Annotated in this window: 18 protein-coding genes and 1 tRNA gene; 6 read left to right on the top strand and 13 right to left on the bottom strand. The window is 73.3% G+C overall.

All coding sequences use genetic code 11. The annotated features are described in order from the left end of the window. Positions 1 to 2: 2 nt before the first annotated feature. Entirely contained in the window at positions 3 to 548 is a 546-nt protein-coding gene (locus ACZ6O2_RS07175; protein WP_466022287.1) for a DUF4240 domain-containing protein, read from the bottom strand. A gap of 205 nt (positions 549 to 753) precedes the next feature. On the opposite strand from ACZ6O2_RS07175, the gene ACZ6O2_RS07170 reads away from it, so the two are divergent. Together ACZ6O2_RS07170 and ACZ6O2_RS07165 are read left to right on the top strand one after the other, a co-directional pair. Beyond that, positions 754 to 1,389 carry a flavin reductase family protein gene (locus ACZ6O2_RS07170; protein WP_350701789.1) on the top strand — a complete coding sequence of 212 codons (636 nt, stop codon included), beginning with the start codon at positions 754 to 756 and terminating at the stop codon, positions 1,387 to 1,389. A gap of 135 nt (positions 1,390 to 1,524) precedes the next feature. Next, a complete protein-coding gene (locus ACZ6O2_RS07165) occupies positions 1,525 to 2,523 on the top strand; it encodes a hypothetical protein (protein WP_466022381.1) in 999 nt (332 codons plus the stop codon). Positions 2,524 to 2,597: 74 nt separating this feature from the next. Here ACZ6O2_RS07165 and ACZ6O2_RS07160 read toward each other — a convergent pair whose 3' ends face one another. Beyond that, positions 2,598 to 2,858, bottom strand: a complete 261-nt coding sequence (locus tag ACZ6O2_RS07160) for a hypothetical protein (RefSeq protein WP_466022286.1) — start codon at positions 2,856 to 2,858, stop codon at positions 2,598 to 2,600. A gap of 962 nt (positions 2,859 to 3,820) precedes the next feature. Between ACZ6O2_RS07160 and ACZ6O2_RS07155 the strand changes: the two genes are divergently transcribed. Further along, entirely contained in the window at positions 3,821 to 4,045 is a 225-nt protein-coding gene (locus ACZ6O2_RS07155) for a hypothetical protein (protein WP_350701793.1), read from the top strand. A 284-nt stretch (positions 4,046 to 4,329) separates the two neighbouring features. Here the strand turns inward: ACZ6O2_RS07155 and ACZ6O2_RS07150 are convergent. After that, positions 4,330 to 4,403 (bottom strand) — tRNA-Thr (locus tag ACZ6O2_RS07150). A 138-nt stretch (positions 4,404 to 4,541) separates the two neighbouring features. Between ACZ6O2_RS07150 and ACZ6O2_RS07145 the strand changes: the two genes are divergently transcribed. Beyond that, positions 4,542 to 6,299, top strand: a complete 1,758-nt coding sequence (locus ACZ6O2_RS07145; protein WP_466022285.1) for a metallophosphoesterase family protein — start codon at positions 4,542 to 4,544, stop codon at positions 6,297 to 6,299. A gap of 139 nt (positions 6,300 to 6,438) precedes the next feature. On the opposite strand, the gene ACZ6O2_RS07140 is transcribed toward ACZ6O2_RS07145, so the two are convergent. The 6 genes from ACZ6O2_RS07140 to tmk all read right to left on the bottom strand — a co-directional run bounded on the left by ACZ6O2_RS07140 (position 6,439) and on the right by tmk (position 12,458). Then, positions 6,439 to 7,278, bottom strand: a complete 840-nt coding sequence (locus ACZ6O2_RS07140) for a PSP1 domain-containing protein (RefSeq protein ID WP_466022284.1) — start codon at positions 7,276 to 7,278, stop codon at positions 6,439 to 6,441. A gap of 334 nt (positions 7,279 to 7,612) precedes the next feature. After that, positions 7,613 to 8,290, bottom strand: a complete 678-nt coding sequence (locus ACZ6O2_RS07135) for a hypothetical protein (RefSeq protein ID WP_466022283.1) — start codon at positions 8,288 to 8,290, stop codon at positions 7,613 to 7,615. Next, positions 8,290 to 8,595: a hypothetical protein gene (locus ACZ6O2_RS07130; RefSeq protein ID WP_466022282.1), complete on the bottom strand. Its 306-nt coding sequence runs from the start codon at positions 8,593 to 8,595 to the stop codon at positions 8,290 to 8,292. The genes ACZ6O2_RS07135 and ACZ6O2_RS07130 overlap by 1 nt, the downstream gene beginning before the upstream one ends. A 1-nt stretch (position 8,596) precedes the next feature. Beyond that, on the bottom strand, positions 8,597 to 8,926 hold the full coding sequence (locus ACZ6O2_RS07125; RefSeq protein ID WP_466022281.1) for a YbaB/EbfC family nucleoid-associated protein: 330 nt from the start codon (positions 8,924 to 8,926) through the stop codon (positions 8,597 to 8,599). A gap of 146 nt (positions 8,927 to 9,072) precedes the next feature. Next, complete coding sequence (locus ACZ6O2_RS07120) at positions 9,073 to 10,359, bottom strand: DNA polymerase III subunit delta' (RefSeq protein ID WP_466022280.1); 1,287 nt, start codon at positions 10,357 to 10,359, stop codon at positions 9,073 to 9,075. Further along, on the bottom strand, positions 10,359 to 12,458 hold the full coding sequence (gene tmk / locus ACZ6O2_RS07115; RefSeq protein ID WP_350702668.1) for a dTMP kinase: 2,100 nt from the start codon (positions 12,456 to 12,458) through the stop codon (positions 10,359 to 10,361). Before tmk ends, ACZ6O2_RS07120 begins: the two co-directional genes overlap by 1 nt. A 299-nt stretch (positions 12,459 to 12,757) precedes the next feature. Here tmk and ACZ6O2_RS07110 point away from each other — a divergent pair, with 299 nt between their 5' ends. Then, entirely contained in the window at positions 12,758 to 13,966 is a 1,209-nt protein-coding gene (locus ACZ6O2_RS07110) for an alanine racemase (protein WP_466022279.1), read from the top strand. 267 nt (positions 13,967 to 14,233) lie between these two features. On the opposite strand, the gene ACZ6O2_RS07105 is transcribed toward ACZ6O2_RS07110, so the two are convergent. Next, a complete protein-coding gene (locus ACZ6O2_RS07105) occupies positions 14,234 to 14,809 on the bottom strand; it encodes a TetR/AcrR family transcriptional regulator (RefSeq protein ID WP_466022380.1) in 576 nt (191 codons plus the stop codon). Positions 14,810 to 15,034: 225 nt separating this feature from the next. On the opposite strand from ACZ6O2_RS07105, the gene ACZ6O2_RS07100 reads away from it, so the two are divergent. Then, entirely contained in the window at positions 15,035 to 16,348 is a 1,314-nt protein-coding gene (locus ACZ6O2_RS07100) for a D-arabinono-1,4-lactone oxidase (RefSeq protein WP_466022278.1), read from the top strand. An 8-nt stretch (positions 16,349 to 16,356) separates the two neighbouring features. On the opposite strand, the gene topA is transcribed toward ACZ6O2_RS07100, so the two are convergent. From topA to ACZ6O2_RS07085, 3 genes are all read right to left on the bottom strand, one after another. After that, positions 16,357 to 19,200 (bottom strand): type I DNA topoisomerase, encoded by a 2,844-nt coding sequence (topA, locus tag ACZ6O2_RS07095; RefSeq protein WP_350701810.1) that lies wholly within the window; start codon positions 19,198 to 19,200, stop codon positions 16,357 to 16,359. Positions 19,201 to 19,534: 334 nt separating this feature from the next. Beyond that, positions 19,535 to 20,239 carry a hypothetical protein gene (locus ACZ6O2_RS07090; RefSeq protein ID WP_466022379.1) on the bottom strand — a complete coding sequence of 235 codons (705 nt, stop codon included), beginning with the start codon at positions 20,237 to 20,239 and terminating at the stop codon, positions 19,535 to 19,537. Then, positions 20,236 to 20,778, bottom strand: coding sequence for a hypothetical protein (locus tag ACZ6O2_RS07085; protein WP_350701811.1), 543 nt, complete (start codon positions 20,776 to 20,778; stop codon positions 20,236 to 20,238). The genes ACZ6O2_RS07090 and ACZ6O2_RS07085 overlap by 4 nt, the downstream gene beginning before the upstream one ends. Between the last annotated feature and the right edge of the window lie 23 nt (positions 20,779 to 20,801).

Here is a 20,801-nt window from a genome sequence, read left to right as displayed (position 1 = left end):
GGTCACTCGGGCCAGCCCGCCGCGTTCCTGCAAGACTCCCGCGAGATGCCGGAGCCGGTTTCCGGCCACTCGCCGAACCGCTTGTTGTGCAGGTGGGCGAAGAAGTAGCACATGCTCTCGCACGTGCTGTCCGGCACGGCCACGGCGGGGTCGGCGTTCACCGCCTCGTAGAACTCGCGCCCGAGCGCGACGATGTGACCCCGGGCGTAGAGGAAGCCGTCGTCGGACCCGTCGGTCACCTCGTGGACGTCCGCCCGGTCGATGTCGTGCAGCTTGCGCTCGACCACCCGGTCCAGATCGGTCAGCTCCTGGCTGGACAGATCCGCCGAGAGCTGGCGGAGGTTGTCGAGGAACGGGTTGAGCCACGCGTCGATGGCGTAGAGGCTGTCGTCATCGACGTCGGCTCTCGGGTCGCGGGTCAGGAGCGCCCGGCGGAGCGCGGCGGGCTCGGCGCCCAGCCGCTCCCAGGCGGACTCGACGAGAGCCCAGAACCGGGCCTCGTCGTCGGCGCTCGGCAGCTTGGCGGTACCACTGGCAGGATCAGTCACGGCGGGAGCGTAGCGACCGCGACCGACAACCTCGCCCCGCCGAGGCGACGCCGCCGACCTGCCTCCCTGGTCGCCCGTGCCGCCCGCTCCCACCGGTGCATCCGTGACCTGGTCCGCCTGCGGCCGCTCACCGCCGGCGAAGCTCCGGTCGCCGGTCAATCGCTTCGGTGGGCACCGAAGCGTCCCGCCCGTACCGTCGGCGACCATGACGACGACGACCACCTCTCCCGCCGCCGCCGAGCACCTGACGATCAACCCGAAGGTCCTGTACTTCGGGACCCCGGTGGTGCTGCTGAGCACCGAGAACGACGACGCCAGCGCGAACCTCGCACCCATCTCCTCGGCGTGGGCTCTCGGCCACGTCGTGGTGCTCGGACTCGGTCGCGAGGGCCAGAGCGCCGGCAACCTCGCCTCGCGCCCCGAGATGGTGATCAATTTTCCCGCCGCGCACCAGTGGGAAGCCGTCGAACGCCTCGCCCCGTTGACCGGCCGGCATCCGGTACCGGTCCAGAAGCGTGACCGCTTCCGCCACGAACCGGCGAAGTTCGAGGCCGCCGGGCTGCGCCCGCAGCCATCGCAACACGTGCGACCACCCCGGGTGGCCGACTGCCCGCTGCAACTGGAGGCCCGCGCCGCGCACGTCCGCGCCGACGCAGGCGGCGACTTCCTGATCGTCGAGGCCCACGTCCTGGCCGTGCACGCCGACGCCCGCATCGTCGTGCCGGGAACCAACCACGTCGACCCGAAGTCCTGGAACCCACTGATCTACAACTTCCGCCACTACTTCGGCCTCGGCGACCAACTCGGTCACAGCTTCCGCTCCGAGACGCCCACGGTGTGACCGCCGGCGGCGTTGACGATCCTCCCGCCCCGCACTCGTGGCCGGGGCCGCCTCTCATTCGGGCGGAACCGGCGCGGGGTGACGGCCGCCGCCACTAGCGTCGGGACCATGCCCGCCCGTCCGTCCCGATGGTCGATGCCGCCGCGGGTGCTGGAGGCGCCGTCGTACCTGCAGGCGTTCGTGCTCTCCGGGGTGGTGACGGTGCTGGTCACGCGGGCCTTCCTCCAGGCGGCCGGCTACCCGCGGCTCGGCGGCGGCGGGTTCCACATCGCGCACGTGCTCTGGGGTGGGCTGCTGATGACCGCCGGCCTGGGTGTCGCGCTGGTCTTCCTCGGCAGCGCCCCACGCGTCCTGGGCGCGATCCTGGGCGGGACAGGGTTCGGGCTCTTCATCGACGAGGTGGGCAAGTTCGTCACGGCCGGAACCGACTACTTCTACGCCCCGGCCGCCGGCATTATCTACGGCGCCTTCGCCCTGCTGGTCGTGATCACCCAGGCGATCCGCGGACGGACCAGGCTCTCCGGCCCGGAGCGGACGGCCAACGCGCTGTACACGGTGGTCGGCGGGCTCCGCACGGGGCTCACCGATCAGCGTCGCACAGCGGTCATGCGTCAGGTCGACGGCTGCGGCCCGGACGTCGAGGAGGCGGTGGCGAAGCTGCTGGACGCCGTACCCCGACGTGAGCCACCCGGCCCCCGGTTCTGGCAGCCCTGGCTCGGCCGGGCCCGCCGGGCGGTGATCTGGGTGACCACCCACCGATGGGTGGTGTCGCTGGTGGTGCTCTATCTGGTGGGCGAGCCGTTCGTCGTCGTGTTCACGGTCGTGCAGGACGCGGTCACCGGCCTGTTGCCCGACCAGCGGGAGTGGCGGGCGGTGGTCGGGGTCTCGATCTCCGCGCTGATCACCGCGGTGCTCGGCATCCGCGGGGCGTTGCTGCTACCGCACGACCGGGTGCGAGCCTTCCGGCTGTTCAAACTCGCGCTGCTCGTGGACCTGCTGTTCGGGCAGATCTTCAGCTTCACCGTCGATCAGTTCGGGGCGCTCTCCGCGCTCTGCGTGGACCTCTTCCTGCTCGCGGTGGTGACGGCCGAGTACCGCCGGCTCTGCCGGCAGGCACCGACGTCGCGCAAGTGAGGTGCGGCCTCCCGATTCCGGTCGGGAGGCCGCCGTCGACTGAAATTCAAGCGCGGAAGTGTGGGAACCGGCGATCAACGGACGAGGCGGATCTCCACCGGGCCGGTGAAATCACCGCCGTCGAAATCCGAAGCTGTGGCCACGGCCAGGCCCGGGTGGTACGGCGAACCGCTTCGCGACTGCACGAGAATCTGCGATGTCTGCGTGAAGGAACTGCAGACGCTGAAGAGGAAGCCGAAGCCCTCCACGAGTTGAGTCCCTCTGGCCTGCGCGACGTAGACCTCGATGTTGGCGGGTTCGGAGGGGGTGCACTGATAGGTGACCGAGACGGTCACGAAGACCCCTTGGGAGCTGACTTGCGCTGTCGGAGCAATCTCGATTTGCGAGACAGCGGCTGAGGCAGGAGTGGGGTAAACCAGGACCGCAACGAGGAATACGACACCTGCCAACAGTGCCGACACTCGTCTTTTCATGATCCAACTCACCTTCCTTACGACTACCGCCCCGTACACAATTTCGGGGCATCGGTCGGCGTCGTTCAGGCATCACGCTACTCGTGACACTCCGTGATCGGCCTGACCAAGCAGTCGGCGGTGGCCGACTGATCGGCCCGGATTGTTTTTGGATGATCGGCCGATGCCGCGCCCTCATCCGAGCCTCGAACCGCGCATCACTCTCCCCACCGGACCGCAACCGCTCGGAAACCTGCCCAGCATCGCCGGCCGAGCTGACCGATGCCGGCCGGAGGTCGCCAGCAGGCCGGGGCCGGGCCAGCGCGGCCCGCTTGCGGGCCGCCTTGACGCGGTCGCCAACCGGCTGGACGAGGCGGTCGCGGCGCTTCGAGTCTGGAAGAGCGCGCTCAACGGGCCGTGATGTCCGAAACGCCTGCGGGCGGCGGCAGAGCCCCCATGCCGCTCGTGCCCGCTCATAACCGCTGCGCGCCACGGTTACTGGCCCGTGGATGGCCCGCGTCGGTACGAGCGGGTTACCTGCCCATCGGATAACTTGCCCTATGCCCGTCATCGATCTGAGTGCGCCGGCCCGCCCCCCGTCGCCCCGCAGGACGACAAACCCGCGGCTCGTGGCGGCGCTGGCAGTCTTGGGGCTCGGGTGCCTCAGCGGGGAGCCGGTGAACCCGCCGCAGCTTGCCCCTGAGATGCGGTGCGAGTCATGGCAGGAATCCATTGCAGGTGAGGTGGGTCCGGCCACCGCTCCGGTAGGAGGTGCCCCACCAGGGGCGCCCGCGAGAGTGCGCGTAGTGGCCGTTGTGGATGGTCAAACCGGATGTGTCGTTTCGGTGCACCGGTGGAGTGAACCGAAGTTGCTGGTCCAGCCCGGGGATCACGGCCTGATCGCCATCGTCAAGATGGACGGCGAACGCGAACGGGGGCGCTGGACGGTGCTGGTGTCGGGCAAGCCGCTGGGCGAGGAACTCGTGCGGTGGGACGGCGACGACCTGGACGCCGGGCTGTCGCGGGTGATGGCCAAGCTTCGGGAGCGGGTTCCGGGACTGCTCGACTGAGCGAGGGCCTCGGCGTCGCTGCCCTGCCTGAAGCCCATCTGGCCGTCGCGGCGGGCGCCAACGTCAAGGCGGTGCAGCGGATGCTCGGGCATGCCTCGGCGCCGATGACGCTGGACGTGTACGCGGGTCTGTTCGGCGATGACCTGGACGCCGTTGCCAACCAGCTGGACGAGGCGGTCGCTGCACGGGACAAGGACTATCTAAGGACTCGGCCCGTCAGCGGCGGCGTGATCGACCTCGGAAAACGGCGAAAGCCCAGGTCGTTGACCTGGGCTTCTTCACCGAGCCGCCTGACGGAATCGAACCGTCGACCTACGCATTACGAGTGCGTCGCTCTAGCCGACTGAGCTAAGGCGGCAACGATCGTCAAGTGTACGGCACGACCGGCCGCCCGGCCGAGCGGGATCCCCCACCCGCCCCGCCGACCCGGACATCCGGGGCCGATCCGTCGTTCGCCGGACAGCGATGGCGGCGGGTCCGGACTACGCTGCGGCGGGTGACGGACGATCGTGCCCCCGACGACGACCCGCAGGACGGCGCGGCGGCGAGCCCGCACGCGAGCGAGGCGGCCGGCGGGCGGGCGGCGCGACGACCGCGCAGCACCGATCCGCACGAGCTGGGCTTCACCCCGCGCAAGCCCGTGCCGTGGCTCGCGCCCTTCCTGCTGATCAGCACCGGCATCCGTACGCTGCTGGCGATGCTCTTCGGGGCGTACCTGGACAAGCGGGAGCTGCAGAACGCGTTCGGTGACGGGATCTTCCGCCAGGTCGGGCCGGACGGCGGGCTCTGGCTGGACTACGTGGCCGACCTGGGCGACGGCTTCAACGCCACCTACTCGGTGGCCTACCTGATCGCCCAGCGGGAACTGGAGGTGGACGGGCACCGGCTGCCCCGGGCGCAGACCCTGGTGATGGGCGGCGACCAGGTCTACCCGTCGGCGGCGTACGAGGCGTACGAGGACCGGTGCAAGGGGCCCTACCAGGCCGCCCTGCCCGTCAGCCCGCCCGAGCGGCCGACGCTCTTCGCGGTCCCCGGCAACCACGACTGGTACGACGGCTTGACCGCCTTCCTGCGGCTGTTCGTCCGGTCCCGGGACCGGCACTTCGGCGGCTGGGACACCGGCCAGTCCCGCTCGTACTTCGCCGTCGAACTGCCCGCCGACTGGTGGCTGCTCGGCCTCGACGACCAGTCCGGCTCGTACCTGGACGACCCGCAGCTCACCTACTTCGACAAGGTCGCCGAGCGGCTGGGCCCGCAGAGCCGGGTGATCCTGACCGTGCCGGCGCCGACGTGGGTCAAGGCCGTCGACCACCCCACGGCGTACGACTCGATCGACTACTTCATCCGCACGATCATCGCGCCGACCGGGGCGCAGGTGCGGCTGCTGATCTCCGGCGACCTGCACCACTACGCCCGGTACGCCGGCCCGGACCGGCAGTTGATCACCTGCGGCAGCGGGGGCGCGTACCTCTACCCGACGCACAAGCTCCCGGAGCGGATCGAGGTGCCCCCGCGTGACACCCTCGCCCGGCGGGCCAGCACCTCCCGCCCGTACGACCTGGCCGGCCGCTATCCGGACGCCGCCCGCTCCCGGCGGTACGGCTGGGGGATCTTCCCCCGGCTGCCGCTGCGCAACCCGGGCTTCACCACCCTGCTCGGCACCCTGCACACGCTGCTGATGCTGGCGATGGCCGGCGTCGTGAGCAACCGGACCGGCACCGAGCAGCGACTGTTCAGCGTGCCGCTGGTGGCGATGCTGGTCGTCACGGTGCTCGCCGCGGCCTTCTTCGCCAAGCCGCCCAGCTCGGGCGGGAAGCGGCACGCGCGGCACTGGATCCTCGGCGTGGGCCACGGCCTGGCCCACGTCGGGCTGGCCGCCGCCGGCACCTGGGCCTGGCTGGTCCTGCCTCTCTACGACTGGCCGTGGCCGCTGCCGGCCGTCGCCGCGGCGGTGGTCTACGGCCCGGTGAGCGGGCTGGTGGCGAGCCAGCTCGTGGCCGCGTACCTGCTGGTGGCCGGCGCGTTCGGGGTGAACGTCAACGAGCTCTTCGCCGGCCAGGGCATCGAGGACGCGAAGGCGTTCCTGCGGCTGCGCATCGATCCCGACGGCACGCTGACGATCTACCCGATCGCGGTCGACCGCGTCGCCCGCCACTGGCAGGTCAACCCCGACCAGTCCCCCGAGTCCTCCTGGCTGTCGCCGAAGCACCCCCTCCGCCCCCGCCTGGCCGAACCCCCCACCACCCTCACCTAACCCCCAACCCCCACCCCCACCGGCCGCCGGCCTCGTTGATCATGAAGTTGTTGTTGCGACACGCCGCGATGTGGGTGGCAACAACTTCATGATCAACCGCGCGGGGGCGCACGGGGACGGGGGTGGGGGTGGGGGTGGGTCAGGGGTTGTAGTGCTGGTCGTGGGCCTGGCGGGGGCCGCAGACCGAGGCGCGGGAGCAGGAGCAGCGGGAGCCGTCGACGTCCAGGCGGACCGTGACGGAGTCACGCGGGACGCTGTGGCCGACCACCCGGCCGTCGCCCTCCGGCGTCGACACCCGCGCGCCGATCGCCGGGGCGGATTCCTGGAACCGCTGGTAAAGAGGATGCTCGTACTTGAGGCAGCACATCAGCCGGCCGCACGCGCCGGAGATGCGCAGCGGGTTGAGCGGCAGGTCCTGGTCCTTGGCCATCCGGATGGTCACCGGCTCGAAGTCGGTGAGGAAGGTGGCGCAGCAGAGGTCGCGGCCGCAGGAGCCGATGCCGCCCTGCACCCGCGCCGAGTCCCTGGCGGAGAGCTGGCGCAGCTCGACCCGGCAGTGCAGGGTGGCCCCCAGGTCACGGACCAGCGAGCGGAAGTCCACCCGGTGCGGGGCGGTGAAGTAGATGGTGCTCCGCTCGCCGCTCCCCTCGCCGGAGCCGAACACGTGGTCGACCGCCACCACCTTCATCGGCAGGCCGTGCTCCCGGATCAGCCGCTTCGCCGCGACCTTCGCCTCGGCCTTGCGCCGGCGCACCGCCTCGTCGCGGCGCAGGTCCTCGTCCTGCGCGAGCCCGGCCAGTCGGGGGAAGCCCGCCGTGTCCTCGGAGACCCACTGCGCGGCCCAGACGCACTCGGCCACCTCGGGCCCGTCGTCGGTCGGCACCAGCACCTTGTCGCCGACCTGCGGGCGCAGCTCGCCCGGGTCGAGATAGTAGAGGCGCCCGTACCGCTGGAAGCTGACCGCGCAGAGCATGCCCATGCCCTTCACCCTACGACGGCCGAGCGGCTGCGGCGGGGCCGGCCGTCGCCGCCCGACTACGCCGTGCAGCCATCCACAGTGGTCGAGTCAACCGATTCGCAGGCCACCTCGTCGTGCCGTCCCCCTCGCCCGGACGGTTGATTCCGCTGCCCCGTACGGGACAAACGAGCACCGGAGGCGTTGAGTGGAGGCAGACCTGCGGGGGGTGCAGGGGAAAGGCCACGGCGTCGCCGCCGGAGCCCGGCCGGACCGGGCCCTGGGCGCGACGCCGTGCGCCGTGCCGGGGTCCGTCGCGGAAACGCCGGGCGCGCCACCCGGGCGGGGCGGTCGGAAACTACCAGCCGATCCGGGTGGGGGCGTCGTAGCGGGGGCGGTCGGCCACCGGCTCCCACCAGCGGGACTCGGCCAGGCTCGGCCCCCATTGGCGCAGCAGCGTCTCCGCCCCGTCGTACGCGACGCAGAGCACCGCCAACACCCGCGCGGCGATCTCGGCGGCCTCGGTCCCGCCCGGCCCCCGGTGCCCCGGTCCGCCGCCCGGCCCCGAGGTCGCCGCGACCACGGCCACCGCTTCGGCGGAGCGCAGCACGTCGGCCAGCGCCCGGGCCAGCGCCCGCCGGCTGCCCTCCACCCAGTCGGCGAGCGCGTCGGCGTAACCGGCGGTGGACTCCAGCCGCCCGATCAGGCTCTCCGGCCCCTCGTCGAGATGGCGCAGCAGGGCCGCCCGGGCCTGCCCGTGGGCCGACGCTGCCGGACCGGACCAGAGCACCGGATCGGCCAGCGCGGCGGAGGCCTCGTCGTAGCCCCGGACGAGCCGGCGCGCCGCGTGGCCGGCGCCCGCCAGCGGCGCCGGGTGCAGGTCGAGGAAGTTCCGGACCGCCTCGCCGGGGAGCACCTGCATCCGGCGCAGCAGCGGCCAGACGCGGTGGCCCTCGGGCGCCCCGGCGGCGAGCAGCGTGTCGACCCGGCCCAGCAGGTCGAGCCCGGGCTCGGCGAGCCGGTCCAGCGTGTCCATCACGCCTCCCCGGTCAGCCGGTAGCGGGCGGCGCGGTCGGCGTCGGCGTAGTGGTCGGCGGCGGCCCGCACCGCCGCCGCCGCGACCGCCAGCCGCTGCGCCACGGCGTGCGCCTCCCGGGCCCGGTCGCCGGTGGCCGCGATCCACTGCCGGTGCAGGGCCCGCCCGATCTCGCCGGGCCGGCCGGGGGCGTCGGCGCCGAACGCGGCCTGCGGCGGGTCGCCGGCGGTGACCGTGCGGGACACGGCCGTCATGGTCTCGCTCGCCTGGTCGAGCCGGGCGGCGAGGGCGTGCAGGGTGTCCATGTCAGGCTCCCGCCAGCGGACGGTAGGCGGCGAAGGTCTCGTTGTGCAGCTTCTCCCGGGCCCACTGGGCGGCAGCGGCCGCCGCGGTGACCGCGGCCTGCACCGAGCCGGCGACGTCCCGGGGGCTGCGGGTGTGCAGCGGGCCGAGGAACCGGACGTCGGTGATCCGCCCGCCGGCGGTGACCACCACCTCGACCAGCCCGTCGGGCGACCGGACGGTGACCTCGACGGTCGCCACCGCCCGGTCGAACTCGGCCTGGAGGGACTCGATCCGGCGGTAACGCCGCACCGCCTCCTCGATCCAGGCCTCGTCGATCTCCCCCCGCGACATCGGCGGACTCCTCCCGGACAGGCCATCACTGAGCGTGCCGCCACCGTCACGGCACACCGGACCGTACCGCACAGCAATTGCGGCTGTCGATGCCTGTGGACAACCGACGCGGCCGGCGGAATCCGGCCCGGTGCCGAACGGGCGGGTCAGCCCTTCCAGAGCGCGAGCATCATCGCCTCGACGGCGATCCGGGGCTTGACGTTCGCCTCGATCGCCGCCCGGCACTCCAGCACCGCCTCCAGGCGGCGCAGCGCCCCCTCGGCGTCCCACTTCTGCGCGCCCGCCCCGGCCAGCGCGGCGGTGTCGGTGTGCACCGGCGCCACGGGGGCGCGCAGCGCCATGGTGAGCGCGTCCCGGTAGAAGCCGGCCAGGTCGACCAGGGCGCGGTCGAGCGCGTCCCGCTGCGCCCGGGTGGCCCGCGACTTCTGCCGCTTCTCCAGGTCCTTGAGCTGGCCGGCGGCGCCCCGGATCGCGCCGGCCGCGCCCCGCCCGGTGCCGCCGGCGCCGAGCGCCGTCTCCAGCGCCGCCCGCTCGGTCGCGTCGGTCTCCGCCACCGACGCCGCCGCCTCCGCCTCCGCCGCCTCGATGAGCGCCGACGCCGCGTCGAACGCGGCCCCCACGCCGGTCAGCCGGCGCGGCACCGCGAGCACCGCCTCCCGGCGGGTGCGCGCCTCCGGGTCGCGGGCCAGGCGGCGGGCCCGGCCCACGTGCCCCTGCGCGGCCGCCGCCGCCCACTGCGCCACGTCGGGCGCCACGCCGTCCCGGCGGGCCAGCACCTCGGCCACCGCCTCGGCCGCCGGCTGCCGCAGCGGTACGACCCGGCAGCGCGACCGGATGGTCACCGAGATGTCGTCCGGGTGGGTGGACGGGGCACAGAGCAGGAAGACCGTACGCGGCGGCGGCTCCTCGATGGCCTTGAGCAGCGCGTTGCCGGCGGCCTCCGTGAGCCGGTCCGCGTCCTCGATGACCACCACCTGCCACCGCCCGCCCGACGGGGTGCTGGCGGCGCGCAGCACCAGCGCCCGCATCTCGTTGACGCCGATGGAGAGCCCCTCCGGCACCACCAGCCGGACGTCGGCGTGCGTGCCGGCCATGGTGGTGTGGCAGCCGGGGCACTGGCCGCAGCCGGTGCCGTACGCGCACTGCAGGGCGGCGGCGAAGGCCCGGGCCGCCACCGACCGGCCCGACCCGGGCGGCCCGGTGAAGATCCAGGCGTGCGTCATCCCCGCCCCGGGATCGGCGGCGGCACCCGCCCCCGCGCCCCCGGCGCCCGCGCCCTCGGCCTCCTCGGCGAGCGCGTCGAACTCGTCCCCGGCGGCGTCGGTCGTGGGCGGGACGGCGGCGCGCAGCACGGCCGCCGCCGAGGCGGCGGCGCGGCGCAGCGTGTCGACCGCCTCGTCCTGCCCGACCAGGTCGGCGAAGACGTCCGGCATCAGGTCCGATGCTCCATCGTCACCAGCTCCGATTCGGATAACTCCGGCTGCACCGAGGTGTCCGGCCCCTGGGCGGGGCGCGGGTGCACGATGCCGCCCGGGGTGCCCAGCATCTCCTCGACCCGCCGGGCCACCTGCTCGGCGATCTCCTCCACCGGGCGGGACGCGTCGAGCACCAGGTAGCGCTTCGGGTCGGCGGCGGCGAGGTCGAGGAAGGCGTACCGGACCCGCTCGTGGAAGGCGACCGACTCGGCCTCCACGTGGTCGGCCGCCTCGGCGCGGGACGCCACCCGGGACAGGCCGGTGTGCGGGTCGACGTCGAGCAGCACCACGAGGTCGGGCTTGAGCCCGCCGGTGGCCCAGGAGGACAGCCAGGAGACCTCGTCGACGGGGAGCGTCCGCCCCGCGCCCTGGTACGCCAGGGACGAGTCCACGTACCGGTCGCTGATCACCACCGCGCCGCGGACGAGCGCCGGCCGGACGACGGTGGCCACGTGGTGCGCCCGGTCGGCGGCGTAGAGCAGCGCCTCGGCGCGCGGCGACGGCACGTCGGACCCGGGCGCGCCGAGCAGCAGCGACCGGATCCGCTCGCCGACGGCGGTGGCGCCCGGCTCGCGGGTGACCACCACGTCGCGCCCCTGCCCGCCCAGCCGCTCGGCGAGCGCGGCGAGCTGGGTGGACTTGCCGGCGCCCTCGCCGCCCTCGAAGACCACGAAGAGGCCGGCGGAGACGAACAGCTCGGCGGGCATCAGCGGGCGGCCCCGGACGGAGCCCCAGAGGTCGGCCAGGACGGGGACGCCCTTCTTGTCGTCCATCTGCCCGAACGCGCTGATCCCGGCGAAGATGCCGGCGGCGCCGGCGGCGAGCAGCAGCAGTCGGGTGGACGAGATCGAGACGCCCAGGTCGGCCAGTTCCAGCCGACGCGAGCCGCCGACGCCGGCGAGCAGGCTGCTGAGGCCGATCGCGAGGATCAGCACCAGCCGGGTGCCGATCTGCACCACCGCGAAGACCCGGCCCCGCACCTCGTCGGCGATCTCCCCGCCGAGCAGGGTCGTGCCGGAGAGGAACGCCATCCCGGCGCCCGCGCCGACTAGGACCGCGCCGACCATCGCCATCGACAGGTGGATGGCGAAGGCCAGAGCCATCACCGACGCGCTGGCCAGCACGATGCTCATGCCGAACCAGCGCCGCCGGGACATGTCCTTGACGATCATCGGGCCGAGCCCGATGCCGAGCGCGAGGCCGACGAAGATGGCGCCGAAGAGCAGGTAGAAGGCGGCGTCGCCGGCGCCGAGCGAGGTGGCGAAGAACTTCGCCGTGCCGATCACGATGCCGCCGCCGGCGAACGCGCCGAAGATGCCGAGCACCAGGCCGCGGACCAGCGGGGTCTGGCCGATGTAGCGCCAGCCCTCCTTGAACTGGCGCAGCATGCTCTGCTCGCCGCCGCTCCGCTCCGCGACCTGCCCCTGGCTGATCTCCTTGATGCCGTACGCCACCACCAGCGCGGTGGCCAGCCGGGAGAAAGCGTTGAACCAGAGCGCCAGATCGGCCGGCTCCGCCCAGTTGGGCGTCGAGCCCCCGGTCGCCGCCCGCACGATGCCGTCGAGCGCGGCGAGGATCAGCGCGGCCAGGACCGGCGTGAGGCCGTACGTGGTGATCAGCGTGAGCTGGTTGGCGGCCTCCAACCGGGCGCGCGGGATCAGGTTGGGGACCGCGGCCTCCTTGGCCGGGATCCACAGCAGCGTGAGCGACTCGATCAGGAAGGTGGCGATCGCCGCCCAGGCGACCACCGCCCCGCCGGGGGCGCCGAGCAGCGCGGCCATCGGGATCGAGGCGAAGAGCAGGAACCGCAGGATGTCGCAGATGACCATCGTCCAGCGCCGGTCGAACCGGTCGGCGAGCACGCCGGCGACCGGACCGAGCACCAGCGCCGGCAGCAGCCGGATGGCGATGACGCCACCGAACGCGGCGCCCTGGGCGGTGCTCCCCTCGACCTGGGAGGCGGCGAAGACCGACGTGGCGAGCAGGCCGAACCAGTCGCCGAACGACGCCGCGCCGAGCACGATCCAGAGCCGGCGGAACGGCGTGATGCGCAGCACCGACCGGATGCCGGCGTAGCCGGACAGGTCGGCAACGGGCTGGTCGGCGGTGCCGCCGGGCTTGTTCGATGACGACGACACGCCGGGCGACTCGCCGTTGAACTGGCTTTCGATGGCCGTACCTCCACGTGCCGGCCCATCGCTGGGCAGTCCCGGTGGAACACTCTAGACCCGGTGGGGAACCTTCCCCGCCGCGACATTCTCCTGCTCGCCGAGCCTAGGCCGCCGCGGCCACCGCCGTCAGCCCGGACAGACGCGAGGGTATTTCGCATTCACTCCCAGACAGTTAGCGTGCAGACGTGGCCACCGAAAGCGACAGACTCCGTGAGCGGCTCGACCGGGCGACCGCGCACCTCGACCCGCCGTACGCCGTGGTCGACCTCGCCACCTTCGACGGCAACGCCGCCGCGCTGGCCGGCCGCGCCGGTGGCAAGCCGATCCGCGTCGCCAGCAAGTCGGTCCGCGCCCGGGAGCTGATCGGCCGGGCGCTGGGGCGGCCGGGCTGGCACGGCGTGATGGCCTTCACCCTGCCCGAGGCGATCTGGCTGGTCCGCGCCGGCGTGACCGACGACGCGCTGGTGGCGTACCCCACCGTCGACCGGGGAGCGCTGGCCGAGCTCGCCGCCGACCCGGCGCTCGCCGCCGCCGTCACGCTGATGGTCGACGGCACCGACCAGCTCGACCTCGTCGACGCCGTGCGGGCTCCCGGCGGGCGTCCCGAGCTGCGGGTCTGCCTCGACCTGGACGCCTCCTGGCGACCGCTCGGCGGGCGGGTGCACATCGGGGTGCGCCGCTCGCCGGTGCACAGCGCCCGGGCGGCCGGCGCGCTCGCCGCCACCGTCGCGGGCCGCGCCGGCTTCCGGCTCGTCGGGCTGATGTCGTACGAGGCGCAGATCGCCGGCCTCGGGGACGCGCCGCCCGGGCGGGCGGTGCTCGGCTCCGCGATCCGGCTGGCCCAGCGCGGGTCGTACCGCGAGTTGCTGGCCCGCCGGGCCGCGGCGGTGGCCGCCGTACGCGAACACGCCGACCTGGAGTTCGTCAACGGCGGCGGCACCGGCAGCCTGGCCGCGACCAGCGCCGATCCCGCGGTCACCGAGGTCACCGCGGGATCGGGCCTGTACGGGCCGACGCTGTTCGACGCCTACCGCGCCTGGCGCCCCACCCCGGCGGCGTTCTTCGCCTGCGCGGTGGTCCGCCGCCCGGCGCCCGGCCTGGCCACCGTGCTCGGCGGCGGCTGGGTCGCCTCCGGCCCGGCGGAGGACAGCCGGCTGCCCCGCCCGTGGCTGCCCGGCGGGCTGAAACTGGTCGGCACCGAGGGGGCCGGCGAGGTGCAGACCCCGCTGGCCGGCACGGCGGCCGCCACCCTGCGGGTCGGCGACCGGGTCTGGTTCCGGCACGCGAAGGCCGGCGAGCTGTGCGAGCACGTCAACGAGCTGCACCTGGTCGAGGGAAATGCGGTCGTGGCCACCGTGCCCACCTACCGGGGCGAGGGCCACGCCTTCCTCTGAGACTCACCGACCCGGCGCACCCCGGGCCGTTCTGCCGCTCTCCGCCGCCCGGCGCACCCGGGCCGTCGTGCCCTGTCCACCGGCCGGCGCACCCCGGCCGTTCCGTCTTTTCCGCACCTGTCGCCCGGCGCACCCCGGGTACGTCCTACGCACCGTGTCGTCCCGCACCCCGCTTCGCGCCCGGCGCACCCCGGGCCTTCGCGTCCGGTCCCGCCACCCACGCACCCGGGCCGGCGGTCCGGGGTCAGCCCGGCCGGCGGACCGGGGTCAGCCGGGCTGGCCGGCGTCGGCCGGGGCGTCGACCTGTCGGTGCAGGTACTCCCGGATCAGCGCCTTCGCCTCGGCCAGCACCCGCTCGTCACCCTCCGGCTGCCGACGGAACGCCAGCTTGATCAGCGCGTCGGCCGTCTCCACGGCGATCTCCAGGTGGAACCGGAGGTCGGGGACGTCGGTCAGGCCGAAGCGCTCGCCGAGCACGCGGGCCAACTGGTCCGCGATCACCCCGTTGTTGTCCCGCTGCTCATCGAGCAGGTGCAGGTCGACCACGTCGCCGAAGTGCAGGGTACGGAATCCCGGGACGGTGCGTTGCATCGTGATGTACTCGTCGATCCCCGCGTCGACCCCGTCCCACCAGTAGGTCAGGTCGTCGGAGGCGAAACGCTCGTCGAGCCGCTGGAGGTAGGACTCCATCGTGCGCAGGGTGAGCGCCTGCACGATCGCCCGTTTGTCCGGAAAGAACTGGTACACCGACCCGATCGCCACCTCGGCACGCTCGGCGAGCAGGGTCGTGGTGAGCCCCTCGTACCCCACCTCGTCGACGAGTTCGGCACAGGCGTCCAGCATCCGCTGGACCCGAGCGACACTTCGACCCTGCACCGGTACGCGGCGCAGCGGCCCGGCTGTGGCGGCTGGTGTGGACACTCGGCGCCACCCCCCTTCGACGGATGAACATATCTGCACGTCACGAGTTCGTGACTACCAGTACAACGAGCAAGACTCGATTGCGGTATTTACCTGCGACAACGTTCCTGATATGAAGTCAGTTCACATTCATGTCGAGGAGTGTGCATGGCCGGCACCGCAGCGTCCACCGCCGCCTGGTCCAACTGGGCCGGCAACCAGCGCGCCACCGCCACCGCCATCCTGCGCCCCACCTCTCTCTCCGACGTCACCGATGCCATACGCGCCGCCGCGACGGCCGGAGACCGGATCCGGGTGGTCGGCAGCGGCCACTCCTTCACCGGCGTCGCGGTCGCCGACGGACGGCGGATGGAACTGACCGCACTGGACACCGGCGTACGCGTCGACGTCGACCGCCGACTGGTCACCGTACCGGCCGGGATCACCCTGTGCGCGCTCAACGACCTGCTCGCCGCGCACGGTCTCGCGCTGCCCAACCTCGGCGACATCGACGCGCAGACGATCGCCGGGGCGATCTCCACCGGCACCCACGGCACCGGTGCCGCGTACGGCTGCCTGTCGACGTTCGTCGAGGCGCTCACCCTCGTCACCGGCACCGGCGAGGTGCTGCGCTGCTCCGCCGACGAGAACCCCGACGTCTTCGCCGCCGCCCGGGTCTCCCTGGGCGCCCTCGGCGTGCTGGTCGAGGTCACCCTGCGCTGCGTGGACGCCTTCGTGCTGCACGCGCACGAGCGGCCGGCGCCGCTGGACGCCGTGCTGGCCGACCTGCCGGCGCTGGTCGAGGCGCACGACCACGCGGAGTTCTACTGGTTCCCGTACACCGACCGGGCGCAGGTCAAGACCAACGACCGGGTGCCCGTCGACGACCGGCCGCTGCCCCGGTGGCGCGGGTGGCTGGACGACGACTTCCTGTCCAACACCGTCTTCGAGGGCGCCTGCCGGCTCGGCCGCGCCGTGCCGGCGCTCGCGCCGAGGATCAGCGCGGTCTCCGCGCGGGCGCTCACCGAACGCCGCTACACGGGCCGCTCCGACAAGGTGTTCTGCACCCCGCGCCGGGTCCGCTTCGTGGAGATGGAGTACGGGCTGCCGCGCGAGGCGCTCGGCGAGGCGCTCGGCGCGCTCCGCCGGATCGTGGACGGCCTGCCCTTCAAGGTGCTCTTCCCCGTGGAGGTGCGGTTCAGCGCCGCCGACGACATCTGGCTCTCCCACGGGTACGGGCGCGAGTCGGCGTACGTGGCGATCCACCAGTACGTCGGCATGCCGTACGAGCCGTACTTCCGCGCGTTCGAGCAGGTCGCGGAGGGGTTGGGCGGTCGCCCGCACTGGGGCAAGCTGCACTGGCGGGACGCGGGGTCGCTGGCCCCCGCGTACCCCCGCTTCCCGGACTTCCTGGCAGAACGCGACCGCCTGGACCCCGACCGTCTCTTCACCAACCCACACCTCACCCGAATCCTCGGCTGAGGTGGCGGTCAGTCGGCGGTGGTGGTGGCCTTCCGGGGCGCCGCCTTCTTGGCCGGGGCCTTCTTCGCCGGGGTGGCCTTGGCCGTCGTCGTGCTCTTGGCGGCCGTGGACTTCGTCGCCGCGGCCGTCTTCTTCGCCGCCGTCGCCTTCGTCGCCGCGGCCTTCTTGGCGGGCGCCTTCTTCGCGGCGGCCTTCTTCTTCGGCGCCGGGCCCTTCGCGCGCTTCTCGGCGAGCATCTCGGAGGCTTCCTCGATGCTCAGCGCCTCCGGGGTCTGGCCCCGGCGCAGCGACGCGTTGGTCTCCCCGTCCGTGACGTACGGGCCGAACCGCCCGTCCTTGATGACCAGCGGCTTCTCGGTCAGCGGGTCGGCGCCCATCTCCCGCAGGGGCGGCGCGGCGGCCCGCCGCTGGCGGGTCTTCGGGGCGGCCAGCAGGGCCAGCGCCTCGTCCAGCGTGACGCTGAACATCTTGTCCTCGGAGTCCAGCGAGCGGAACTCGTCGCCGCGCTTGACGTACGGGCCGTAGCGGCCGTTGTTCGCGAAGACCTCGACACCGTCCGGGGCCACGCCGACCAGCCGGGGCAGGCTGAGCAGCTTCAGCGCCTCGTCGAGGGTCAGCGAGTCCGGCGACTGCGAGCGCAGCAGCGACGACTTGCGCTCGCCGCTGGCCACGTACGGGCCGAAGCGGCCCGACTTGAGCAGGATCGGCTCGCCGGTGGCCGGGTCGTCGCCGAGCTTCCGCTCGCCCCCGCCTCCGAGGAACAGCTCGTGCACCTTCTCCGGGGTCAGCTCGTCCGGCGCCAGCCCCTCGGGGATCGGCGCCCGGTCGCCCTGGCCGCCGCCCTCCTCGCCCTCCGCGGCGGGCGCCGGCTGCTCGCCCGGCACCGCCCGCTGGAGGTACGGGCCGTAGCGGCCGACCCGGACGACGACCTCGCGGCCGTCGTCGTCGGTGAACAGCGGGATCGAGTTGACGCTGCGCGCGTCGATCTCGCTGAGGTTCTCGGTGACCAGCTTCTTCAGGCCGCCGGAGCGGGCGATGTCCCGGTCGCCGGCGCCGTTGGCGCTGCCGAAGTAGAACGCGGTGAGGAAGTCGACCGCCGCGTGGTCGCCGCCGGCGATCTCGTCCAGCTCGTTCTCCATGCTGGCCGTGAAGTCGTAGTCGACCAGGCGCGGGTAGTGCCGCTCCAGCAGGCCGATCACGGCGAACGCCAGGAATGACGGGATCATCGCCTGGCCGCGCTTGAAGACGTACCCGCGGTCCTGGATGGTCTGCATGATCGACGCGTACGTCGAGGGACGGCCGATGCCCAGCTCTTCGAGGGCCTTGACCAGCGACGCCTCGGTGTAGCGCGACGGTGGCTGGGTGTGGTGACCCTGCGCGGCCAGCTCGTCGGCGGTGAGCGGCTGGTCCTTGACGAGGGTGGGCAGCCGGCGCTCGGCGTCCTCGGCCTCGGCGTTCTCGTCGTCGCTCGACTCGACGTACGCGCGCAGGAAGCCCGGGTCGGTGATGGTCTTGCCGGTGGCGCCGAAGTCGGCCTCCTCCTGCGCGGAGGAGACGGCGCGGATGCGCACCGAGACGCTGGAGCCGACGGCGTCGGTCATCTGCGAGGCGATGGTGCGCCGCCAGATCAGCTCGTAGAGCTTGAACTCCTCGGCCGACAGCTCCTTGGCCACGTCGCCCGGGGTGCGGAAGTTGTCCCCCGCGGGGCGGATCGCCTCGTGCGCCTCCTGCGCGTTCTTCACCTTGCCGGTGTAACGGCGCGGCTCCGGCGGCACGCTGCGCTCGCCGTACAGCTCGACGATCTGCCGGCGGGCCGCCGCGATGGCGGTCTCCGACAGGTTCACCGAGTCGGTACGCATGTAGGTGATGTAGCCGTTCTCGTAGAGGCGCTGCGCGGTGCGCATCGTCTGCTGCGACGAGAACCGCAGCTTGCGGGCCGCCTCCTGCTGGAGGGTGGAGGTGATGAACGGCGCGTATGGGCGACGCCGGTAGGGCTTCTCCTCGACGCGGGTGACGGTGAACGGCCGGCCCTCCAGGCGGGCCGCGAGCCCCCGGGCCCCGCCCTCGTCCAGGTGCACCACCCCGGCGCCGGGCTTCACGCGGCCCGTGGTCGGCTCGAAGTCCTTGCCGGTGGCGATGCGGTCGCCGTTCAGCGCGACCAGGGTGGCGTTGAAGTTGCGCGGCCCCTCGCCGGCGTTCGCCACGGCGAGGGTGGCCAGGATGTCCCAGTATTCCGCCGTGCGGAAGGCCATCCGCTGCCGTTCCCGCTCCACCACGATCCGGGTCGCCACGGACTGCACCCGGCCCGCCGAGAGCTTCGGCATGACCTTCTTCCACAGCACCGGGGAGACCTCGTAGCCGTAGAGCCGGTCGAGGATGCGCCGGGCCTCCTGGGCGTCGACCAGGTCCCGGTCGATCTCGCGGGGGTTGGCCACCGCCGCCTGGATCGCCGGCTTGGTGATCTCGTGGAAGACCATCCGCTTGACCGGCACCTTGGGCTTGAGAGTCTCCACCAGGTGCCAGGCGATCGCCTCGCCCTCGCGGTCCTCGTCCGTCGCCAGGAAGATCTCGTCGACCTCCTTGGCCAGCTTCACCAGCTTGCTGATCTGCTGCTTGCGGTCGGCGGAGACCACGTAGAGGGCGTGGAAGCCGTTGTCGACGTCCACCCCGAGCCGCGCCCACGGCTCGCCCTTGTACTTCGCCGGCACGTCGGCGGCGTTGCGTGGGAGGTCCCGGACGTGGCCGAAGCTGGCCTCCACGACGTATCCCGGGCCGAGGTAGCCCGAGATCGTCTTGGCCTTCGCCGGTGACTCGACGATGACCAGACGGGTGGTTCCAGCGTTGCTCGGCACGTTTCTCCCCGACCTCACTCCTGCTCGCAGCCGCGCGGTGCCCGGTTCGGGCCCGCTTCCGACCCGCCGACCCCCGGCGGCCCGGACGTCCAACGTAACGCGCCGCCCGCGTTTCGGGTTTCGCGGGCGGCAAACCGCCCCCGGCGGGGCGGCACCTTCTCTCCGGCGGCGCTGGCGGTGCCGGACGGCGCCACCGTACACCGTGCGTGTGCCGGGAGGCGGGACACTGTGACGATGGCGGGCCGTCGGTCGACGCGCCACCCGGCCGTTTTCCTGCGGATTTCCGCGTCCGGCTGTCCCGGATCGGACACCGGTGGAGCGGGGGCGGGCCGGGTCAGGGGTGGCCGGGCCAGGCCGTCGGCGGGGCGGCGGGCGGCGGGTCCCCGACCAGCTCGGCCAGGCGGGCGAGCCGGCGGCGGCCGGTGATCCGGTACGCCGGGCCGCCGTCGGCCGACCCCAGGAGGGCCCCGGACAGGCCGACCGCGGCGAGCGCCCCGCCGACCGGCTCCCAGCACTCCTCGTCGGCCACGCCGAGCCGGAGCAGGTAGCCGGGCGGCTCGGCCACCCCCGCCGCGGCGAGCCAGAGCCGCAGCCGCCGGCCGTTGAGGTGGAACCCGGCGGGCGGACGTTTGCCGGAGCCGCGCAGCCAGGCCACCGCGAGCGGCTTCAGGGTGCGGGCGTACGAGGTGCGCACCGCGTGCCGCCCGTCGGCGGTCGCCTCCCAGGTGGCCGCCACCCCGCGCAGCGCCAGCTCGGCGGCGAGCACGTGCACGCGCCAGGCGGCGTCCACCACCACGGAGAGGCGGGCCGTCCCGCCCATCCGGACCACCTCGCCCGGACCGGCGAGCAGCCCGGCGAGGTCGGCGAGGGACGGGTCCGCCGCCTCGGCGGCGAAGAACGGCAGTTGCCGGGCGGAGTCGTCGACGTCGCCCGGCGGGGGCGGGGCGGCCCGGCGGGGCGCCGGCGCCATCCGGTCCGGCTCGGGCGCCGGGAACAGCGCGGGCGGCGTCAGGCCGTCCGACTCGCCGGTCCCGCTCAGCGACACTCCGGCACCTCGTCGAAGGCCCGTTTCAACTCCTCCGAGTTGAGTCGGCTGGTGTCGAGCGCGCTGGCGTCGTACTCCTTGTTCAGCGTGTCCACGGCGGCCCGGACGCCGTCGTAGAAGGCGGCGGGCTGCCCGGTGCTCAGCCCGTCGATGGTGTCGCGGGCCCGGCCGTACGCGTCGCGCATCTTCTCGAGGGACGCGCGGAACCCGGCGGAGACCTCCGCACCGTGCTCGGCCTCCGGGACGCCGGCCTGCTCGACCTTGCGCCGGGCGGTCTCGCTGGCCTGCTCCGCGCCGCCGAAGAGCCGCACCAGGTTCTCCTTCGCCTGCGCCGGGGTGGTCTGGGCGGTCATCTGCTGGTCGGTGCTGCTGGTCAGCTTGCTGATCTCGGCCCGCCACGGCGTGAGCGCCGAGCAGACCGACGCCGCCCACGCCTGCGGGCTGGGGCCGCCACCGCAGCCAGCGGCCACGAGGACGAGCGTGGCCAGGACCACCGTGAGCTTTCCGGCGGTTGTCGCCCGGCACGTGCGCATGCGAAGCAGCGTACGACCTGTGT

It is taken from the genome of Micromonospora sp. NPDC048040, assembly GCF_055587185.1.
This window is presented reverse-complemented; position numbering and strand designations above follow the sequence as displayed.